The organism is Nocardioides aestuarii (assembly GCF_039527245.1).
In the GTDB taxonomy this organism is placed as follows: domain Bacteria; phylum Actinomycetota; class Actinomycetes; order Propionibacteriales; family Nocardioidaceae; genus Nocardioides; species Nocardioides aestuarii.
The window spans coordinates 3101803-3118605 of record NZ_BAAAJT010000002.1 but is presented as its reverse complement, the minus strand read 5'-3'; the positions used below and the strand labels follow the sequence as shown (position 1 = coordinate 3118605).

Here is a 16803-nt window from a genome sequence, read left to right as displayed (position 1 = left end):
GCGGACTCGTGACCGCCGAGGCGGCACGCGTCCGCGACTCGACGGTCACCACCCCACGACTCAACCCTCCGGGCGGCGGGTGAGGGTGGGGCGGAAGAAGCAGCGGGCGAGGTCGACGTTGCCGGAGGGGCGCAGCGGGGTGGCCTCCTCGAGGTAGGACTGGCGCGCCTCGCCCTGGTGGCTGGGCGGCAGCGACCCGTCGGCACGGACCACCCGCCACCACGGGACACCGCTCCCCTGCCGGGCCATGACCGAGCCGACCTGACGGGGTCCCCCACCGCCGAGCAGCCTGCCCACGACCTCCGCGACGGCGCCGTACGTCGTCACGCGGCCACGCGGGACCTGCTCGACGCAGCGCAGCACGAGCTCGGCGTACTCCTCGGGGTCGATCCGGCCGGTCACCCGGCCGAACCTAGCGTCACGGGATCGCGGTGAACGGGCCGCCCTTGACCAGGTGGAGGCCGTCGATGCCGGAGTGCCGCTGGGCGTAGGCCAGCTCGCGACCGAGGTTCCCGAGACCGTTGGAGCCGGCGAGCGGCGCGATCGCCACGGTCGACAGGGTGCCGACGGCACGGCCCCGTTCGTCGAGGAAGCCGCTGCCGGAGTCACCCGGGATGCCGGGGGTGGCGGTGTAGACGTCGAGGCCCCAGCCGCCGTTGGTCGCCCCCAGCGAGACGCCGGTCTTCGGCGACAGCAGCGTGGTCGGGCGCAGGCTCGACTGGCCGTAGGAGTGGACCTGGCTGCCGGCCGCTGCGGTCGCGGCGAGCCCGGTGGGACCGCCCCAGAACGGGACGGTGGGGCTGACCTTGCCGGAGTCCGCGGCGGCGACGCGGACCAGCGCGAAGTCGTTGGCCGCGCACGCCGCGCGGCTCGCGCCGTGGCGCTGCATCGCCCGCCACGAGCTGTAGACGAGGGTGCCGTGGCCGAGGGTGGTGCCGCCGGTCGCCACGGTGGCGCCCTCGGCGAACCGGACCCGGGTGCCGTAGGGCTGGGAGGCGGTGTCGCACCCGTTGGTGTCGGTGGCCTCGCCCTTGCCCGCGCAGTGGGCCGCGTAGCCGACGTAGGTGCGACCGGCGGCGTCGGCGAAGACGAAGTTGGCGGTGCACTGGGCGCCCGCCGTGAACATCTGGACGCCCGGGGTGATCGTCGCCGCCGCCTGGGCGGGAGGCGCCTGGGTCCCCAGCACGGCGAGGCCGCAGGCGAGCGCGACGAGCAGGGCTCCGAAGGTGGTCCGTGGTGTCCGCATGCCCTCACAACGAGCGCCGCCCCGTCCGGTCACGGACGGGGCGGCGCTGCCGGGGGGGTGAGCTCAGAGGACCGGGGAGAACGGCTCGGTGCCGGGGACCAGCTGGAGCCCGGCGATGCCGCCGTGCTGCTGGGCGTAGGTCAGCTCGCTGTTCAGGTCGCCCACGCCGTTCGAGCCCGCCAGCGGCGCGAGAGCCAGCGTCGACAGCGTGCCGAGCGCGTTCCCCTCGGCGTCGAGGAAGGCCGAGCCGGAGTCTCCGGGGACGCCGGGGCTCACGGTGTAGACGGGGTGGCTCCAGCCGTCACCCTCGGTGCCGAGCGACAGCCCGGTCTTGGGCGACAGCTGCTCGATGCCGGCGCGGAGGCTGGAGTTGCCGAAGGAGTAGACGCGGTCGCCCGCGGCGGTGCCGTCGGTGTTCACGGCGACCGGACCGCCCCAGAACGGGATGCTCGGGTTGACCTTCGCCACGTCTGCGGCGTCGACCTTCACCAGGGCGAGGTCGTTGTAGGCGCAGGTGTTCTCGTCGGTCTCGCCGCGGTCCTGCATCGTGAGCCACGAGCTGTAGGCGAGCGTCCCGTGGCCGACCGTGGTGCCCTCGCTGACCAGGGACCCGCCCCGGGCGAAGGTCACGCGGGTGCCGAGCGGGAGGGAGCCGGCGTCGCAGCCGTTGGTGTCCGTGGCCTCGCCCAGGCCGGCGCAGTGGGCGGCGTAGCCGACGTAGGTGTTGCCGGCGCCGTCGGCGAAGACGAAGTTGGCGGTGCACTGGGCGCCGTCGGTGTACATCTGCACCCCGGGGGTGATGTCCGCAGTGTCGGCCGGCGCCCAGGTGGGGGCGGCGGTGGCCGGAGCAGTGATCGTCAGCGCGGCGACCGCGGCGGCGCCGGCGGCGGCCGCGACGGAGCCGGCGAGTCGGCGGCTGGTACGGGTCAACGACATGGGTGGTTCCCTCCCGGGGTGAGGTGGTGTTGGCGTGACCAACGCCACCGGCCCGAAAGGGTTACGCGCGGGTAGCCCGTTCGGGCCACCCGCGCGTGTGCTGCGCCCGGCGCAGGATCAGTACGACGGCTGCGAGGGGTCGATCTGGTTGACCCACGCGACCACGCCGCCGCCCACGTGGACGGCGTCGGAGTAGCCCGCACCCTTCAGCACCGCCAGGGCCTCGGCCGAGCGGGCGCCGCTCTTGCAGTGGAGGACGACCTGCTTGTCCTGCGGGAGCTGCTCGAAGGCGTTGCCGTTGAGGAACTCGCCCTTGGGGATCAGCACCGAGCCGGGGATCTTGTTGATCTCGTACTCGTTCTGCTCGCGGACGTCGACGAGGACGAAGTCGCGCGAGCCCTCCTCGCGCTCCTTGAGCATGTGCTCGAGGTCGGTCACCGAGATCGTCGATCCCGCTGCCGCGTCGGCGGCCTCGTCGGAGATCGCACCGCAGAAGGCGTCGTAGTCGATCAGCTCGGTCACGGTCGCGTGCTCGCCGCACAGCGCGCAGTTGGGGTCCTTGCGGACCTTGAGCTTGCGCCACTCGAGCTCGAGGGCGTCGTAGATGACGAGCTTGCCGATCGCGGGGTCGCCGATCCCGGTGAGCAGCTTGATCGCCTCGTTGACCTGGATCGAGCCGATCGAGGCGCAGAGGACACCGAGCACGCCACCCTCGGCGCAGCTCGGGACCATCCCCGGCGGCGGGGGCTCGGGATAGAGGCAGCGGTAGCACGGGGCGTCGTCGGACAGGGAGGGCGCGAACACGCTGGCCTGGCCGTCGAAGCGGTAGATCGAGCCCCAGACGTAGGGGATCTTCAGGAAGTAGGCCGCGTCGTTGACCATGTAGCGCGTCGCGAAGTTGTCGGTGCCGTCGACGATGAGGTCGTAGCCCTCGAAGATCCGCATCACGTTGTCGTTGTCGAGGCGCTCGTTGTGCACGACCACGTCCACCAGCGGGTTGACCTCGGCGATGGAGTCCTTGGCCGACTCGGCCTTGGGGCGACCGACGTCGGACTGGCCGTGGATGACCTGGCGCTGGAGGTTGGACTCGTCCACCTCGTCGAACTCGGCGATGCCGAGGGTGCCGACGCCGGCGGCGGCGAGGTAGAGGAGCGCCGGGCTGCCGAGACCCCCGGCCCCGATGACCAGCACCTTGGCGTTCTTCAGCCGCTTCTGCCCGGCCATCCCGACGTCGGGGATGATCAGGTGGCGGCTGTAGCGGCGCACCTCGTCGGTGGTGAGCTCGTCGGCGGGCTCCACGATCGGCGCGAAGGACACAGGCACTCCTCGGGTTGTCGTACTCGGCAGGACCACCCGTCACAACTGTCGTGCGGGCACGGATGTTCCCGTTCACCCCCATGGTGGAGGCGTTTCGCCGTACGCCGCGACCGCTTCCGATATCCGGACGGAAACCGCAAAGTTTGGCAACGATCAGGTGACGAACCCTTGCCATCCCCCGGATCGGCCCTATGAGGTGGCCCGAGTGCGCCATGGCCCGATCGGGCCATGGCGCACTAGTCCGAATCGACCACGGCCCGGCCCCCCGGGACCGTGACTCTCGAAGGGAACACCGTGAGGAGACTCGCACCCGTGCTCGTGGCGGGCACCGCAGCCCTGGCCCTCGGCGCCACCGCGCTGAGCCCGGCCACGGCGGCCACGTCCGCCCCGTCCACCGCCGACCGCGCCGCGACCGGATCACCGGGCGCCGACGGCCAAGTCAGGCGTGACAACCTGCCCAACCCGCTGGCGAAGAAGCAGGCCAAGAAGCGCCGCGAGGCGCTGGAGCTGCTGTCGGCCGGCAAGACCGAGCGCCAGCCGCAGCGCGGCGGCGGTTCCGTCGTGGAGACCCAGAGCGGCGACGCCGTCGAGCTCTTCGACAACGACAAGCAGGCCAACATCTGGACCGTGCTGTCCGAGTTCGGTCCCGAGGTCACCGAGGCCGGCGGGGAGGCCGGTCCGCTGCACAACCAGATGGCCGAGCCCGACCGCAGCCGCGACAACTCGACCCAGTGGACCGAGGACTTCGACGTCGCCCACTACGACGAGATGTTCAACGCCACCGACGGCGAGTCGTTCCGCAACTACTACCTCGACCAGTCCAACGGCGAGTACACGACGACCGTCGAGGTCGAGGACTGGGTCACCGTGCCGCGCAACGGCAACTACTACGGCGACAACGACAACGAGGCCCGCGGCTACTGGGACTTCGTCAACGACACCGTCGACGCCTGGTACGAGAAGAAGAAGGCCGACGGACTCTCCGACCAGGAGATCGCCGCGGAGCTGGCCGAGTTCGACCAGTGGGACCGCTACGACTTCGACCAGGACGGCGAGTTCAACGAGCCCGACGGCTACATCGACCACTTCCAGGCGATCCACGCGGGCGCCGGCGAGGAGGCCGGTGGCGGCGTCCTCGGCGACGACGCCATCTGGTCGCACCGCTGGTACGCCGACTACACCACCATCGGCCAGGTCGGCCCCACCGTCGGTGAGCAGAAGAACCTCAACGGTGGCCAGGAGATCGGCGACACCGGCATGTTCGTCGGTGACTACACCGTCGAGCCCGAGAACGGCGGCCTGGGCGTCTTCGCCCACGAGTACGCCCACGACCTCGGCCTGCCCGACTTCTACGACACTGCCGGCGGCGAGAACAGCACCGCCTTCTGGACCCTCATGTCCTCCGGCTCGTGGATGGGCCACGGCGACGAGGCCACCGGCTTCCAGGTCGGCATCGGCGGCACGCCCAACGACATGGGCGCCGAGGAGAAGCTCTTCCTGGGCTGGCTCGACCCGCAGGTCGTCGAGGCCGGCGACCGCGGCACCCACACCCTCGAGGCCGCCGGCGTCGACGGCAGCAACGACGCGCTCCAGGTCGTGCTCCCCGACGTCACCCGCACCCGGACCGTCGGCGAGCCCTTCGCCGGCGAGATGGCGTGGTACTCCGACTCGGGCGACGACCTGAACAACGCGCTCACCCGCGACGTGCCCGCCGGCGACTCCGTCACTGTCGACGCCCAGGCGTGGTACGACACCGAGGCCGACTACGACTACTGGTACGCCCAGTTCTCCACCGACGGCGGCAACACGTGGGAGAACCTCGGCACGTTCGACGGCCAGTCCAACGGCTGGGAGCCGGTCAGCTTCTCCTACGACGCCGGCGGCGCCGCGTCGAAGTTCCGGTTCCTCTACAAGACCGACGGCGGCGTCAGCAACCCCGGTCTGATGCTCGACGAGATCACGACGACGGTCGACGGCGAGGCGCTCGACACCGACGGCGCCGAGACCGACACCAGCGCCTGGACGCCCACGGGCTGGCTGCGCACCACCGGCAGCATCACCCAGACGTTCCCGCGCTACTACCTCATGGAGAACAAGTCCTACGCGGGCTACGACGACACCCTGCGCACGGGTCCGTACAACTTCTCCGAGGCCGTGACCCGTCCTGACTGGGTCGAGCACTTCACCTACCAGGACGGCCTGCTGGTCTGGTACGTCAACCACTCGGTGGCCGACAACAACGTGTCGCAGCACCCCGGCAGCGGCTACGCCCTGCCGGTCGACGCGATGCGCAAGCCGCTGCGGTGGAGCAACGGCGAGGTCGCCCGCAACCGGATCCAGGCCTTCGACTCGACCTTCGGCCTGCAGCGCACCGACCGGACCGTGCTGCACCGCCAGGTGGGCAAGGGGAGCTCCGGCAAGTACCGCTCCGAGCGCCTCGTGGCGCCCACGCGGTCGATGGCGTCGACGTTCAACGACCGCAAGGCACGCCGCTACTGGACCAACGCCAACCCGGGCGCCTCGGTGAAGGTCGCCGGCGTGGGCGTGGTGGCCAAGGTCCTCGAGCAGACGGCCGACACGATCACGGTGCGGGTCTCCAACCCGCAGCAGTGACCCCCGCCCCCGGCTGAGCGCCGGTGGCAGCCAGGGGCGGAGGATCCGGAGACGGGTCCTCCGCCCCTCGTGCGTCCACTGCCCGGACCGCTGGTGACCAGCCGGTAGGGTTCAGCGCGGCACCCCCGGTGCCGACGATCGGAGGAGACCACACGTGACGGCGTACGACGACGCAGCCACCCGCCCCCGCGGCGGCCGGATGCCGCGCCGCGAGCGGCGCGCCCAGCTGCTCGAGTCCGCGCTCGAGGTGTTCGTGGCGCAGGGCTACCACGCGGCCGCCATGGACGACATCGCCGAGCGCGCCGGGGTCTCCAAGCCGGTGCTCTACCAGCACTTCCCCGGCAAGCTCGACCTCTACCTCGCGCTGCTCGACGCCTCCTGCGACGCGATCATCGACAACTGCCGCAAGGCGCTGGAGTCGACCCCGGACAACAAGCAGCGCGTGGCGGCCACGATGGAGGCGTTCTACGACTACATCGGCAGCAACGACGGCGCCTTCCGGCTGGTCTTCGAGTCCGACCTCACCAACGAGCCGGCCGTCCGCAACGCCGTCGACCGCGTGACCAGCGACTGCGCGGCGCTCATCACCGAGGTCATCCACGAGGACACCGGCCTCACCGACGAGGCCTCGCGGCTGCTCGCCGTGTCCCTCGTGGGAATGGCGCAGGTGAGCGCACGGTTCTGGGTGACCGACGCGGGCGGCATCAGCCGGCCCGACGCCGTGGCCCTGGTGTCGGGGCTGGCCTGGCGGGGCATCCGCGGCTACCCCCTCACCGACGACCACTGACACCTGTCGACCGACCGGTCGACCACCCACGAAGGGACCATCCAGCGATGGAGATCAAGATCGGCGTCCAGCAGGCGCAGCGCGAGCTCGTGGTCGAGTCCGAGGCCTCGGCCGACGAGGTCCAGAAGCTGGTGGCCGACGCGCTCACCGCCGGCGGCGTGCTCACCCTGTCCGACACCAAGGGCCGCACCGTCGTGGTGCCGGTCGAGAAGCTCGCCTACGTCGAGATCGGCGGCGGCGTCGCGGGTCAGGTCGGCTTCCGCTCCTGACGCCGTAGCCCGGCGGGGACTCGTCAGGAGTCCAGGCCCAGCTTGGCCATCCGTTCGGCGTGGAGCTCGGTGATCCGGGCGAACATCCGGCCGATCGCGGCCAGGTCGAGCGCCGGGCGGTCGACACCGCCGGCGAGGAGGGCGGTGAGCGCGTCGCGCTCGGCCGCGACCCGCTGGGCCTGGGTGAGGGCCTCCCCCATCAGCCGGCGGCCCCAGAGGGCGAGTCGGCCGCCGAGGCGGTGGTCCTCGGCGATGGCGGCCTGGACCCGGTCGACGACGAAGTCGGAGTGGCCGGTGTCGGCGAGGGAGGCGATGACGACGTCGCGGGTGCGCGGGTCGAGGTAGGCCGCGATCTCGCGGTAGAAGTCGGCCGCGAGCCCGTCACCGACGTAGGCCTTGACCAGGCTCTCCCACCAGTCCGCGGGTGCCGTGTGCTCGTGGAAGCGGTCGACGGCGGCCCGGAACGGCGCGAGCGCGGCGTGGGGGTCGGCGCCGAGCTCGGCGATGCGGGCCTGCAGCAGGTCGACGTGGCCGAGCTCGACAGCAGCCATGCGCGCGACGGCGAGCTTGTCCTCGAGCGTCGGCGCCAGCAGGGAGTCCTCGGCGAGCCGGTCGAAGGCGGAGATCTCGCCGTAGGTGATGGCCGCCAGCAGGTCGACGACTGCTTCGCGGTAGGCAGGATCGGCGAGCGCGCCGGTCTCGGGAGCGGGCTCGACCGGGCCGTCCGCGTCGCGCGATGCAGTCATGCGAGGAGCCTACCGATAGCATGGACCGCGGAGCCGACGCGCGGACCGCGTTCCCCGACCGGCTCGTCGCCCCACCGGGGCGGCCGCATGTGCGCGGCTGAGTGTGGATCAGCCGCTGGCTGACCACATCTCACGAAAGCGAACAGAATCATCACTACCTTCCGCGAGCTCGGGGTCCTCCCCGAGATCTGTGACCCGCTCGAGCGCGCCGGCATCACCACGCCGTTCGCCATCCAGGAGATGACCCTCTCGGTCGCCCTCCTGGGCACCGACCTCATCGGCCAGGCCCGGACCGGCACCGGCAAGACGCTCGCCTTCGGCATCCCCGTGCTCCAGCGCTCGGTGGCGCCCAAGGACCCCGACTACTCCGAGATGCCGCAGGGCAAGCCGCAGGCGCTGATCGTCGCCCCGACCCGCGAGCTCGCGCTCCAGGTCTCCGGCGACCTCGCGCTCGCCGGTTCCGACCGCGGTCTGCGCGTGCTGACCGTCTACGGCGGCGTCGGCTACGAGCCCCAGCTCGACGCGCTCAAGGAGGGCGTCGACATCGTCGTCGGCACGCCGGGCCGGCTGATCGACCTCGCGGACCGCCGCGCGCTCGACCTGTCCCACGTCCACGCGCTCGTCCTCGACGAGGCCGACGAGATGCTCGACCTCGGGTTCCTCCCCGACGTCATCAAGCTGATCTCCAAGACCCCCGAGACGCGGCAGACCATGCTCTTCTCGGCCACGATGCCCTCGGCGATCGTCTCGCTGGCGCGCATCCACATGCGCCACCCGATGAACATCCGCGCCGAGTCGTCCTACGAGAACGCCACCGTCCCGGCGACGGCACAGTTCATCTACCAGTGCCACGACCTCGACAAGCCCGAGATCATCGGCCGCGTCCTGCAGGCCGAGGACGCCGGCAAGATGATCGTCTTCACGCGCACCAAGCGGCAGGCGCAGCGGATCGCCGAGGACCTCGACGAGCGCGGCTTCAAGGCCTCGCCGCTCCACGGCGACATGGCGCAGGTCGCCCGCGAGAAGGCGCTGACCAAGTTCCGCGAGGACAAGATCCAGGTGCTCGTCTGCACCGACGTCGCCGCCCGCGGCATCGACGTGCAGGGCGTCTCCCACGTCATCAACTACTCCTGCCCCGAGGACGACAAGACCTACGTCCACCGGATCGGCCGGACCGGTCGCGCCGGTGCGACCGGCACGGCGATCACCTTCGTCGACTGGGCAGACCTCCACCGCTGGAAGATGATCAACAAGGCGCTCGACCTGCCCTTCGACGAGCCGACCGAGACCTACTCGACCTCCGAGCACCTCTTCCACGACCAGGGCATCGCCCCCGGCACGAAGGGCCGGATCGCCGACCCGAAGCCCCGCGAGGAGCGGTCCTCCGAGCGGCCCGAGCGGTCCGCCGACCGCCCGCCGCGCAACCGCAACCGCAGCCGTACGCGCACCCGCGGCGGCCAGCCGGTCGCGGAGGGCGCGGCGACCACCGCGTCGGCCCCGGCCTCCTCCTCCGAGTCCACCGGCGGCTCCTCGAGCAGCTCGCGCCGTCGTCGTCGGCGCCGTTCCTCGGGCGGTTCCGGAGGCTCGGGGTCCAGCGAGTCCTGACCCGCGGACCTCGTTAGGATCGCGGCCATGGCCGACCGGTTGCTCCACCTCCACATCGGCGCGAGCAAGACCGGCACCTCCTCCCTGCAGCGCGGGCTCTTCGGCTCGGCCGACGAGCTCGCGGCGCAGGGCATCGGGGTGCCGCTGGGCGGCCGGCCCTCCCACGTCGAGCGGCTGCTGCGGCCGCTCGGGTGGGTGACCGCGTCGGGGTTCGTCGACGACTACCCCTCCGACGCGCTCGCGCCGCTGGTCCCGGTGCTCAAGGGCACCAGGGGCGACCGGCTGCTGATGACGTGCGAGGACCTCTGCGAGGCCGATCCCGGGCGGATCGAGGTCGTGCGGCACCTCGCCGAGCGCGCCGGTCTGCGGCTGCGCGTGGTGCTGACGCTGCGCGGGCTCGCGAGCGTCGTACCGTCGGAGTGGCAGCAGTACCTCAAGCACCGGATGACGCTCGACTACCCGACGTTCCTGGAGAAGCTGCGCGACGACCAGGGCCGGTGGGCGAAGCACTTCTGGCTGCGCCAGGACGCCGTGGAGATCTGCCGTCGCTGGGGCTCTGTGGTGGGCGACGACGCGATCGACGTCATCGTCACTCCCCCGCGCTCGCGCGACGCCGAGGGGCTCTACCGACTGTTCGGGTCGGTGGTCGGGTTCGACCCGGCCGCGATGCAGTGGCCCGAGAAGGACGTGAACTCGTCCTGGGGCTACACCGAGGCCGAGCTCTACCGGCGGGTCAACGAGGCGCTGGGTGGGCGGCTCAAGGACTACGAGAACGTCTACCAGCCGGCGGTGCGCTGGCCCTTCGTCAAGGGCGTGCTGCGCAAGGGCGCGAGCGCCCGGATCCCGCTGCCGCCGGAGGCGCTGCCGTGGGTCACCGAGCGCGCCGAGCAGCAGGTCGCCTGGCTGCGTGACTCCGGCATCCGGGTCCACGGCGACCTGACCGACCTGGTCCCCGGCCCCGACGCGGCCACTCCGCTGCCGGAGATCGACGACGCCGAGCTGGCCGCTGCCGCCATCGACACCCTGGCCAACCTCGCCGTCCACCAGCGACCGCGTCGCCGGCAGCGGGGGTGACGCGATGCGCGCCGTGAGGGTCTGCACCGGCTTCGTGCTGGTCGCCTCCGGCGCGCTGATGTACGCCGCGTCGTGGCAGCGCTGGTCCGGCGCGTGCGGATGGGGGCAGGAGGAGGGTGCGACCTGCGGGCCCCTCCAGGACCACCGCTACGACTTCGTGGTGCCCCGTGCCCCGTGGGAGCCGGTGGGCGACGCGGCGACCCTGGCGGGGCTGTCCCTGCTGGCGTTGGCACTCGCGGTCGTCGTGCTGCCGGCGGCACTCGCCGGCCGCCGCCCACACCTCGTGGTCTCGGTCGCGGCGGTCGCGCTCGGGCTCGCGGTCGCCGACGCCGGCCTCGCCACGGTGCGCTCCGGGATCGCTGGTCAGGTGATGAGCACGTGGGGCGGTGGCTTGTCCGGGGCGCTGGGGTTCCTCGTCCTCCCGGCCATGCTCGCGGGGCTGGCCGTCGTGACTCGCGGCTGGCCGTTGGCAGCCGCCGTGCTCCTCACCCTCGCGTCGCCGCTGGTCGCCGCGTTCACCTACGCCGTCGGGCCCTACGACGCGCAGCCGTGGTGGGAGGCGGTGTCCGGCACCTTCACCGCGGCCGCCGGCCTCTGCCTGGTCATGGCCGCCCGCGGCGTACGACGCCCGTCGGCGTCCGGCCTGTCGCCGACGCCGGTCAGGACCTAACGCGGAGGAAGACCAGGGCGGAGTCTTCGATCGCTGCGGCCGACCAGGTTTCAGCGGGCTGCTGAGGCCTCGAGCCGGTGCTCGACGATGGGCCGCCAGTGCCGTGCCCGCAGCTCCGGGCGCGCGTCGTCCAGCGACACCCACGACCCGGTGACCACCGGGTCGACCTCGACGGTCGGCTCGAACACGGGCACGTGGGCCCACGGTGTCGGATGCGGGTAGGTCGCGTCCGGGACGGGGACGACGTTGCGGACGTAGCCGACACAGGCCAGGTCGACGTCGGCGTGGCCCAGGGTCTGCACCACGAGCTGGGCCAGCCCCTCGTCGACGCTGACCCTTCCCGGCCCGGGACCGAGCGGCTTGGTCGGCAGGTCGAGGCCTCGGGCGGTCGGGACGCAGAAGAACCGGTGTCCCTCGGAGGTCGTCCGGGGGAGAAGCAGGCTGACGATGATGCACGGATCGGGGACCTCGACCGCCGTCCCCGCCCACACCTCCGCCGTGCTCCCGTCCGACAGCCAGGGAGCAGCGGGTGTCGACGTCACGAGCTCGACCGGGGTCACGGCACTCATGCGATCACTCGTAGTAGCCGGGCCTGGCGACGAGGACCGACTCGAAGTAGCGCCCTTCCACGTCGTCGGGACCTTCAGGGAGCGTGGGGCGCCAGAACGCCACGAGGAGGTCGGGCAGCGTGACGGCGCGCCCCTCCTCGTCGACCTCGACCACGTGGTCGGCCCTGAGGACCTGGATCAGTTCCTCCGCCGACGCCGCGAACACGTCATGGCCCGAGTAGACGACGAGGTCCTCGTCGCTGTCGGGGCGACCGATCTCGATCGCCTCCACTCGGTCGTCCGAGTCGAAGTACACGAACAGGGCCAGCCCGCTCGGCCGACGTACGACGAGGGACGGCGTCCCCTCTCCGCCACGACGGAACTCCTCGGGGTCGCCCAGCCGTGCACACCGGTCGCGGGCCACGCCGCGCGGGGATCCGAGGGCGACGCCGGCGACCTCCCGGGGCGGGAGCAGGTCGAACTTCACCCGGCGAGTAGACCACCGCATCGGGAGCAGCGGAAAGGTGCTGGGCCCACGAACGTCGTGCCGCCATCCGCCCAGCGGCATGAGCGTGCACCGTTCGGCCTCGTAACGGAACCGGCACAACGGGTGCTGCGCCTTTCAGCTCCCCTCATGGGGTAGGCGATGTGGACGGTTGTGCCGGTTCGGTTACGGCGAGCACGACAGCGCTCATCGGCATGACAGTGCCCCAGTCCCGAGCCATCTCCTGACCGAGCAGGGGCGCAACGGCTCCGGTGAGCAGGCCTACGACCGTGCTCTTCTCGGCATGGCCGATCAGCGACATGACGGGATACGACTGAGTAGCCTCCGCCACGTGGAGGAGCAGTGGCACCTGCCGGAGGACACTCGGCCCGTCGAAGCGCCGAAGGTTGCCGAGCTGATCCAGCGGCGAGTCTCGGAAGGCACGATGACCACCTGGCTCGAGAGCTCTCGAGGTCGCACGATCGTCCTGGTCAGCAATGGCTCACGGGCGATGGTCATGCTCCTCGACCACGGCAATGGTGACCCCGGGGAGCATGCGACCGACCCCACCGCAGCCGGGTCGAGTGACGGGTTCGTCCTGGAGAACGGGCAGGTCGACGAATACCCGGACCACGACACCGTGCCGATGAGGGAGGCCTTGAGGATCGTGACTCATCTGGTGGCCGACGGGACGCCACCGAGTGATGCGTCGTGGCACGTGGATCGATAGTGCACTCGCAGGGCGACCGGGCGGCAGCTGGTTCGCCGGAGCTGTCAGACCCTTCACCTAGAATCGAACACATGTTCGACACGCTCGCTGACGCCGACACCGGGGCCGCCACGGCCGCGGACGTCCTCGCGCGAGCCGCGTCCGAACGCTCCGCCGCCGATGCTGCCGAGGCCCGTCTGCTGCAGCAGGCTGCGGTGTGGGCCGACCTCCACCCGCCCGAGTCGATCCACCACGCCGCGACCTTCGGGCACGCCGTTCCCGGTTCCGAGCACGAGGTCCCCATCGCCGGTGCCGGGTGCCCGCTGGTCGCGGAGTTCTGCATCGCCGAGCTCGCCGCCGCCCTCGCGATGTCGACCACCGCCGGCAAGCGACTCATCGGCCACGCCCTCGAGCTCAGGCACCGACTCCCCCGCCTCTGGGCGACCGTACACAGCGGGCAGGTGCCCGCCTGGCGCGCCCGCCGCGTCGCGGAGGCCACCATCCACGCCGACCTCACCCCCGCCGGGGCGACGTTCGTCGACCAGATGGTCACCCCGTTCGCCCACGCGGTCGGGATCGCCCAGCTCGACCGGATCATCGCGGAAGCCCTGCAGCGTTACGGCACCCACAGTCCCAGCCCCGACCCCGAGGGTGGCGACAGGGTTCACGATTCGCGGTTCGTGCAGATCGACCCGCCCCTCGACCCCTACGGCGGTACCGCCCTGCTCCGCGGCGAGCTCGACCCCGCCGACGCCCTCGACCTCGAAGCCGCCCTCGCCACCGGCGCCGCCGCATTGAAGGACCTCGGCTCGCAGGCGTCGCTCGACGTACGCCGCTCGATGGCCCTCGGCGACCTCGCCCGCCGCCAGAACAGCCTCGACTACGACCACGACGAGGAGTCCGCCGGTTTCGAGGCTCGCTCCGCTCGCACCTCAACCACCGGACGATACGTGGTGCTGCGGGTCGGACTCGCCGCCGCCGTCACCGGTGAAGGCCCCGGCAGCACCGTCGAGTTCGACAGACTCGCGACCCTCGACCAGGGTCAGCTCCAGGTCCTCCTCGACCAGGTCAAGAGCTGGTGCGCCGCGACCCACACCGCCGTGACGGTCCAACCGGTGCTCGACCTCGCCGCCCGCATCAGATCCCGCGGCTACCAGCCCTCCGCGTTCCTCCGCGAACAGGTCATCGAACGCGACCGCACCTGCGTCTTCCCCTGGTGCTCACGTCCCGCCCGCGGCTGCCAGCTCGACCACATCGAGCCCTACGACCCCGACCCCGACGCCGACGCCGACGCCGACGGACCCTCCGGCACCCACACCGACAACCTCGCCTGCCTGTGCACCTTCCACCACCGCCTCAAGACCCACGGCGGCTGGACCTACCGCATGCTCAGCCCGGGTGAGTACGAGTGGACCTCGCCCCACGGCCACCACTACCTCCGGGACCACACCGGCACCCGACAACAACCCCGCCCCTGACCCCACCAGACAACTGGTGGCGCCCTCGGCACGCCCGCAGGCGGCTACGGGGTGACGACGACGGTCGTACCGGTCTGGGCGAAGGCCCACATCGCCTTCGCGTCCGACCGCTTCTGCCGGATGCAGCCGTGGGAGGTGGGTGTGCCGAGCTCGTCGACGGTCTGCACCTTCTCGCCCTCGTCGACCGGGATGTCGTGGAAGCCGATGGCCGCACCGCTCGGACCCTGGGTGAAGCGGACGAAGTACTTCATGGTCCCCGAATCGTCGATGCCGATCGCGCTCTCGGAGCGGCTGTAGACCTGGTAGGTGCCGGGGTCGAGGTTGTCGTGGATGCTCCCCGACACGAGATAGGTCCGGACGACCTTCTCGCGACCGTTCACGATCCAGACCCGCTGCTGGCCCTCGCTGAACACCGCGCGGCGCCCGACGCCGGAGTCCTCGGGGAGCAGGTCGGCAGCCGTGACCCGCTGCTGCTCGCCCCGCGTCGACAGCGACCGCTCCCCGGCGTCAGGGCCGGGCGCGGGAGAGGGAGAGGAGGCCCGCGGAGCAGCAGCCGTCGTCCGGAGCGCATCGCGCGGCCCTGGTTCGTCCGCGGCGGACGGCAGCATGCCGGTGCCACCGAGGACCGCCACCGTCGTCACGCCGAGCGACGAGACGGCCGCCGCCAACCGCCCGTAGCGCGGGCGGAGCTGGCGGCGGTGGTCGGTCATGCGCTCAGCGCTCCGCCCGGGCGAGCAGGTTGGCGGCCACCTCGCGATAGGCCTTCGCACCCTTGCTGCTCCGGCTGGTCGCGAGGATCGAACGGCCCCGGGCCGGGGCCTCGGCGAACTTGATCGTCTTCGGGATCGGCGGCTCGACCACGTCGAGGTCGTAGGTCTCCGAGATCGTGTCGAGGACCGTCCGCGCGTGGTTGGTGCGGCCGTCGTAGAGGGTCGGCAGCACGCCCCACACCTCGAGGCCGCGGTTGGTGAAGCGGCGTACGTCGTGGACGGTGTCGAGCAGCTGGCCCACACCGCGGTGGGACAACGTCTCGCACTGCAGCGGGATCAGGACGCCCTGAGCGGCCGTCAACGCCGCGACCGTGAGGACACCGAGCGACGGCGGGCAGTCGAGCAGCACCCAGTCGTAGGCGTCCTCGAGCGGCTCCACGGCCGCCTTCACCGCGTGCTCGCGACCGGTGCGCGTCAGCAGGTCCGCCTCGGCCCGGGCCAGCTCGATCGTCGCCGGCAGCAGGTCGACGCCGTCCTCGGTCTCGAGGATGACCTCGTCGGGGCTCGTGCCCTTCGTCAGCACGTGGTGGACCGACACCTCGAGGTCCTCGGGATCGATGCCCAGGGAGAACGTCAGGCACGCCTGGGGGTCGAGGTCGACCAGCAGGACGCGCTGGCCGAGCTCGGCGAGGGCCGCCCCCAGGGAGGCGACCGACGTCGTCTTGGCAACGCCGCCCTTCTGGTTGGCGACCGCGAGCACGGTGGTCATGGTGAGGCCCATCATGCCGGAGCCGGTTGCCCGATCGTGGACGACACCGCTTCGATGGACGGCATGTCGTCACCAGGAACGCGTCCCGACACCGCCCTCGTCACCGGCGCGACCGCCGGCATCGGCCTCGAGTTCGCCCGCCAGCTCGCCGCCCGAGGCCACGACCTGGTCGTCGTCGCGCGCGACGTCGAGCGCCTCGAGAAGGTCGCCGCCGAGCTCCGCTCGACCGGTCGCGACGTCGAGGTGCTCCCCGCCGACCTCACCGACCGGGCCCAGCTCGCCACCGTCGAGGCCCGCCTGGCCGACCCCGACCGCCCGGTCGACCTCCTCGTCAACAACGCCGGCTTCGGCCTCCTCGGCCGCTTCCTCGACAACTCCGTCGAGGACGAGACCCGCATGCTCGAGGTCCTCGTCACCGCGCCGATGCGCCTCTCCCACGCGGCCCTCGGCGCGCAGGTCACGCGCGGCCGCGGTGGCGTCATCAACGTCGGCAGCGTGGCGTCCTTCTTCCCCCGTGGCTCGTACGGCGCCGCGAAGGCCTGGCTGAACCGATTCGGGGTCTGGGCGGCGGCCGAGTACGGCCCGCGGGGCGTCCACGTGATGACGCTCTGCCCCGGCTTCGTGAAGACCGAGTTCCACGAGCGGCTCGGTGGCAGGCGCGGCAGCGGCCGGATGTGGCTCGAGCCCGAGTTCCTCGTCACCGAGGCGCTGTCCGACTGGGACCGGCGCCGCACCTTCTCGATCCCGGGGCGCCAGTACAAGGCGCTCACGATGGTCGGGAAGGTCGTCCCCGCTCGCCTGATGCTCCGCTTCCAGAACGTCGGCCGTCGCTGACCCCGACG

The 16803-nt window shown here is 71.7% G+C and carries 18 protein-coding genes; 9 read left to right on the top strand and 9 right to left on the bottom strand.

Annotated features, from left to right (window positions below; genetic code table 11):
- Positions 1 to 60: 60 nt before the first annotated feature.
- From ABD091_RS15650 to moeZ, 4 genes are all read right to left on the bottom strand, one after another.
- Positions 61 to 402, bottom strand: coding sequence for an MGMT family protein (locus ABD091_RS15650; RefSeq protein ID WP_343920103.1), 342 nt, complete (start codon positions 400 to 402; stop codon positions 61 to 63).
- Between the two features lie 16 nt (positions 403 to 418).
- Positions 419 to 1246 (bottom strand): hypothetical protein, encoded by an 828-nt coding sequence (locus tag ABD091_RS15645; protein ID WP_343920101.1) that lies wholly within the window; start codon positions 1244 to 1246, stop codon positions 419 to 421.
- Between the two features lie 63 nt (positions 1247 to 1309).
- Complete coding sequence (locus ABD091_RS15640; protein ID WP_343920099.1) at positions 1310 to 2182, bottom strand: hypothetical protein; 873 nt, start codon at positions 2180 to 2182, stop codon at positions 1310 to 1312.
- A gap of 117 nt (positions 2183 to 2299) precedes the next feature.
- Positions 2300 to 3499 (bottom strand): adenylyltransferase/sulfurtransferase MoeZ, encoded by a 1200-nt coding sequence (moeZ, locus tag ABD091_RS15635; RefSeq protein ID WP_343920097.1) that lies wholly within the window; start codon positions 3497 to 3499, stop codon positions 2300 to 2302.
- Between the two features lie 294 nt (positions 3500 to 3793).
- On the opposite strand from moeZ, the gene ABD091_RS15630 reads away from it, so the two are divergent.
- The 3 genes from ABD091_RS15630 to ABD091_RS15620 all read left to right on the top strand — a co-directional run bounded on the left by ABD091_RS15630 (position 3794) and on the right by ABD091_RS15620 (position 7168).
- A complete protein-coding gene (locus ABD091_RS15630; RefSeq protein ID WP_343920095.1) occupies positions 3794 to 6112 on the top strand; it encodes an immune inhibitor A domain-containing protein in 2319 nt (772 codons plus the stop codon).
- 199 nt (positions 6113 to 6311) lie between these two features.
- Positions 6312 to 6899 carry a TetR/AcrR family transcriptional regulator gene (locus tag ABD091_RS15625; RefSeq protein WP_343920956.1) on the top strand — a complete coding sequence of 196 codons (588 nt, stop codon included), beginning with the start codon at positions 6312 to 6314 and terminating at the stop codon, positions 6897 to 6899.
- 47 nt (positions 6900 to 6946) lie between these two features.
- Positions 6947 to 7168 (top strand): DUF3107 domain-containing protein, encoded by a 222-nt coding sequence (locus ABD091_RS15620; protein WP_343920093.1) that lies wholly within the window; start codon positions 6947 to 6949, stop codon positions 7166 to 7168.
- A gap of 23 nt (positions 7169 to 7191) precedes the next feature.
- Here the strand turns inward: ABD091_RS15620 and ABD091_RS15615 are convergent, their stop codons facing one another.
- A complete protein-coding gene (locus ABD091_RS15615; protein ID WP_343920091.1) occupies positions 7192 to 7914 on the bottom strand; it encodes a ferritin-like fold-containing protein in 723 nt (240 codons plus the stop codon).
- A gap of 240 nt (positions 7915 to 8154) precedes the next feature.
- Here ABD091_RS15615 and ABD091_RS15610 point away from each other — a divergent pair, with 240 nt between their 5' ends.
- The 3 genes from ABD091_RS15610 to ABD091_RS15600 are packed head-to-tail and all read left to right on the top strand — an operon-like array spanning position 8155 to position 11263.
- Complete coding sequence (locus ABD091_RS15610; RefSeq protein ID WP_343920089.1) at positions 8155 to 9519, top strand: DEAD/DEAH box helicase; 1365 nt, start codon at positions 8155 to 8157, stop codon at positions 9517 to 9519.
- 27 nt (positions 9520 to 9546) lie between these two features.
- Positions 9547 to 10593: a hypothetical protein gene (locus ABD091_RS15605; protein ID WP_343920087.1), complete on the top strand. Its 1047-nt coding sequence runs from the start codon at positions 9547 to 9549 to the stop codon at positions 10591 to 10593.
- A 4-nt stretch (positions 10594 to 10597) separates the two neighbouring features.
- On the top strand, positions 10598 to 11263 hold the full coding sequence (locus ABD091_RS15600) for a hypothetical protein (RefSeq protein WP_343920085.1): 666 nt from the start codon (positions 10598 to 10600) through the stop codon (positions 11261 to 11263).
- Positions 11264 to 11313: 50 nt separating this feature from the next.
- Here ABD091_RS15600 and ABD091_RS15595 read toward each other — a convergent pair whose 3' ends face one another.
- Together ABD091_RS15595 and ABD091_RS15590 are read right to left on the bottom strand one after the other, a co-directional pair.
- Positions 11314 to 11832 (bottom strand): hypothetical protein, encoded by a 519-nt coding sequence (locus ABD091_RS15595; RefSeq protein WP_343920083.1) that lies wholly within the window; start codon positions 11830 to 11832, stop codon positions 11314 to 11316.
- A 4-nt stretch (positions 11833 to 11836) separates the two neighbouring features.
- Positions 11837 to 12298 (bottom strand): hypothetical protein, encoded by a 462-nt coding sequence (locus ABD091_RS15590; protein ID WP_343920081.1) that lies wholly within the window; start codon positions 12296 to 12298, stop codon positions 11837 to 11839.
- Positions 12299 to 12647: 349 nt separating this feature from the next.
- Between ABD091_RS15590 and ABD091_RS15585 the strand changes: the two genes are divergently transcribed.
- Positions 12648 to 13025 (top strand): hypothetical protein, encoded by a 378-nt coding sequence (locus ABD091_RS15585; protein WP_343920079.1) that lies wholly within the window; start codon positions 12648 to 12650, stop codon positions 13023 to 13025.
- Between the two features lie 71 nt (positions 13026 to 13096).
- Positions 13097 to 14482 carry an HNH endonuclease signature motif containing protein gene (locus ABD091_RS15580; RefSeq protein ID WP_343920077.1) on the top strand — a complete coding sequence of 462 codons (1386 nt, stop codon included), beginning with the start codon at positions 13097 to 13099 and terminating at the stop codon, positions 14480 to 14482.
- Positions 14483 to 14526: 44 nt separating this feature from the next.
- Here ABD091_RS15580 and ABD091_RS15575 read toward each other — a convergent pair whose 3' ends face one another.
- Both ABD091_RS15575 and ABD091_RS15570 read right to left on the bottom strand, forming a co-directional pair.
- Positions 14527 to 15192, bottom strand: coding sequence for a L,D-transpeptidase (locus tag ABD091_RS15575; protein ID WP_343920075.1), 666 nt, complete (start codon positions 15190 to 15192; stop codon positions 14527 to 14529).
- A 4-nt stretch (positions 15193 to 15196) separates the two neighbouring features.
- On the bottom strand, positions 15197 to 15961 hold the full coding sequence (locus ABD091_RS15570) for a ParA family protein (RefSeq protein WP_343920073.1): 765 nt from the start codon (positions 15959 to 15961) through the stop codon (positions 15197 to 15199).
- A 63-nt stretch (positions 15962 to 16024) separates the two neighbouring features.
- Between ABD091_RS15570 and ABD091_RS15565 the strand changes: the two genes are divergently transcribed.
- A complete protein-coding gene (locus tag ABD091_RS15565) occupies positions 16025 to 16795 on the top strand; it encodes an SDR family NAD(P)-dependent oxidoreductase (protein WP_343920071.1) in 771 nt (256 codons plus the stop codon).
- Positions 16796 to 16803 lie beyond the last annotated feature (8 nt).

Bases quoted from the DNA above. Each gene is read 5' to 3' on its own strand.
- ABD091_RS15645 (WP_343920101.1), bottom strand. From the start codon at position 1,246: ATGCGGACACCACGGACCACCTTCGGAGCCCTGCTCGTCGCGCTCGCC.
- ABD091_RS15640 (WP_343920099.1), bottom strand. From the start codon at position 2,182: ATGTCGTTGACCCGTACCAGCCGCCGACTCGCCGGCTCCGTCGCGGCC.
- ABD091_RS15625 (WP_343920956.1), top strand. From the start codon at position 6,312: ATGCCGCGCCGCGAGCGGCGCGCCCAGCTGCTCGAGTCCGCGCTCGAG.
- ABD091_RS15620 (WP_343920093.1), top strand. From the start codon at position 6,947: ATGGAGATCAAGATCGGCGTCCAGCAGGCGCAGCGCGAGCTCGTGGTC.
- ABD091_RS15615 (WP_343920091.1), bottom strand. From the start codon at position 7,914: ATGACTGCATCGCGCGACGCGGACGGCCCGGTCGAGCCCGCTCCCGAG.
- ABD091_RS15610 (WP_343920089.1), top strand. From the start codon at position 8,155: ATGACCCTCTCGGTCGCCCTCCTGGGCACCGACCTCATCGGCCAGGCC.
- ABD091_RS15605 (WP_343920087.1), top strand. From the start codon at position 9,547: ATGGCCGACCGGTTGCTCCACCTCCACATCGGCGCGAGCAAGACCGGC.
- ABD091_RS15600 (WP_343920085.1), top strand. From the start codon at position 10,598: ATGCGCGCCGTGAGGGTCTGCACCGGCTTCGTGCTGGTCGCCTCCGGC.
- ABD091_RS15595 (WP_343920083.1), bottom strand. From the start codon at position 11,832: ATGAGTGCCGTGACCCCGGTCGAGCTCGTGACGTCGACACCCGCTGCT.
- ABD091_RS15580 (WP_343920077.1), top strand. From the start codon at position 13,097: ATGTTCGACACGCTCGCTGACGCCGACACCGGGGCCGCCACGGCCGCG.
- ABD091_RS15575 (WP_343920075.1), bottom strand. From the start codon at position 15,192: ATGACCGACCACCGCCGCCAGCTCCGCCCGCGCTACGGGCGGTTGGCG.
- ABD091_RS15570 (WP_343920073.1), bottom strand. From the start codon at position 15,961: ATGACCACCGTGCTCGCGGTCGCCAACCAGAAGGGCGGCGTTGCCAAG.
- ABD091_RS15565 (WP_343920071.1), top strand. From the start codon at position 16,025: ATGTCGTCACCAGGAACGCGTCCCGACACCGCCCTCGTCACCGGCGCG.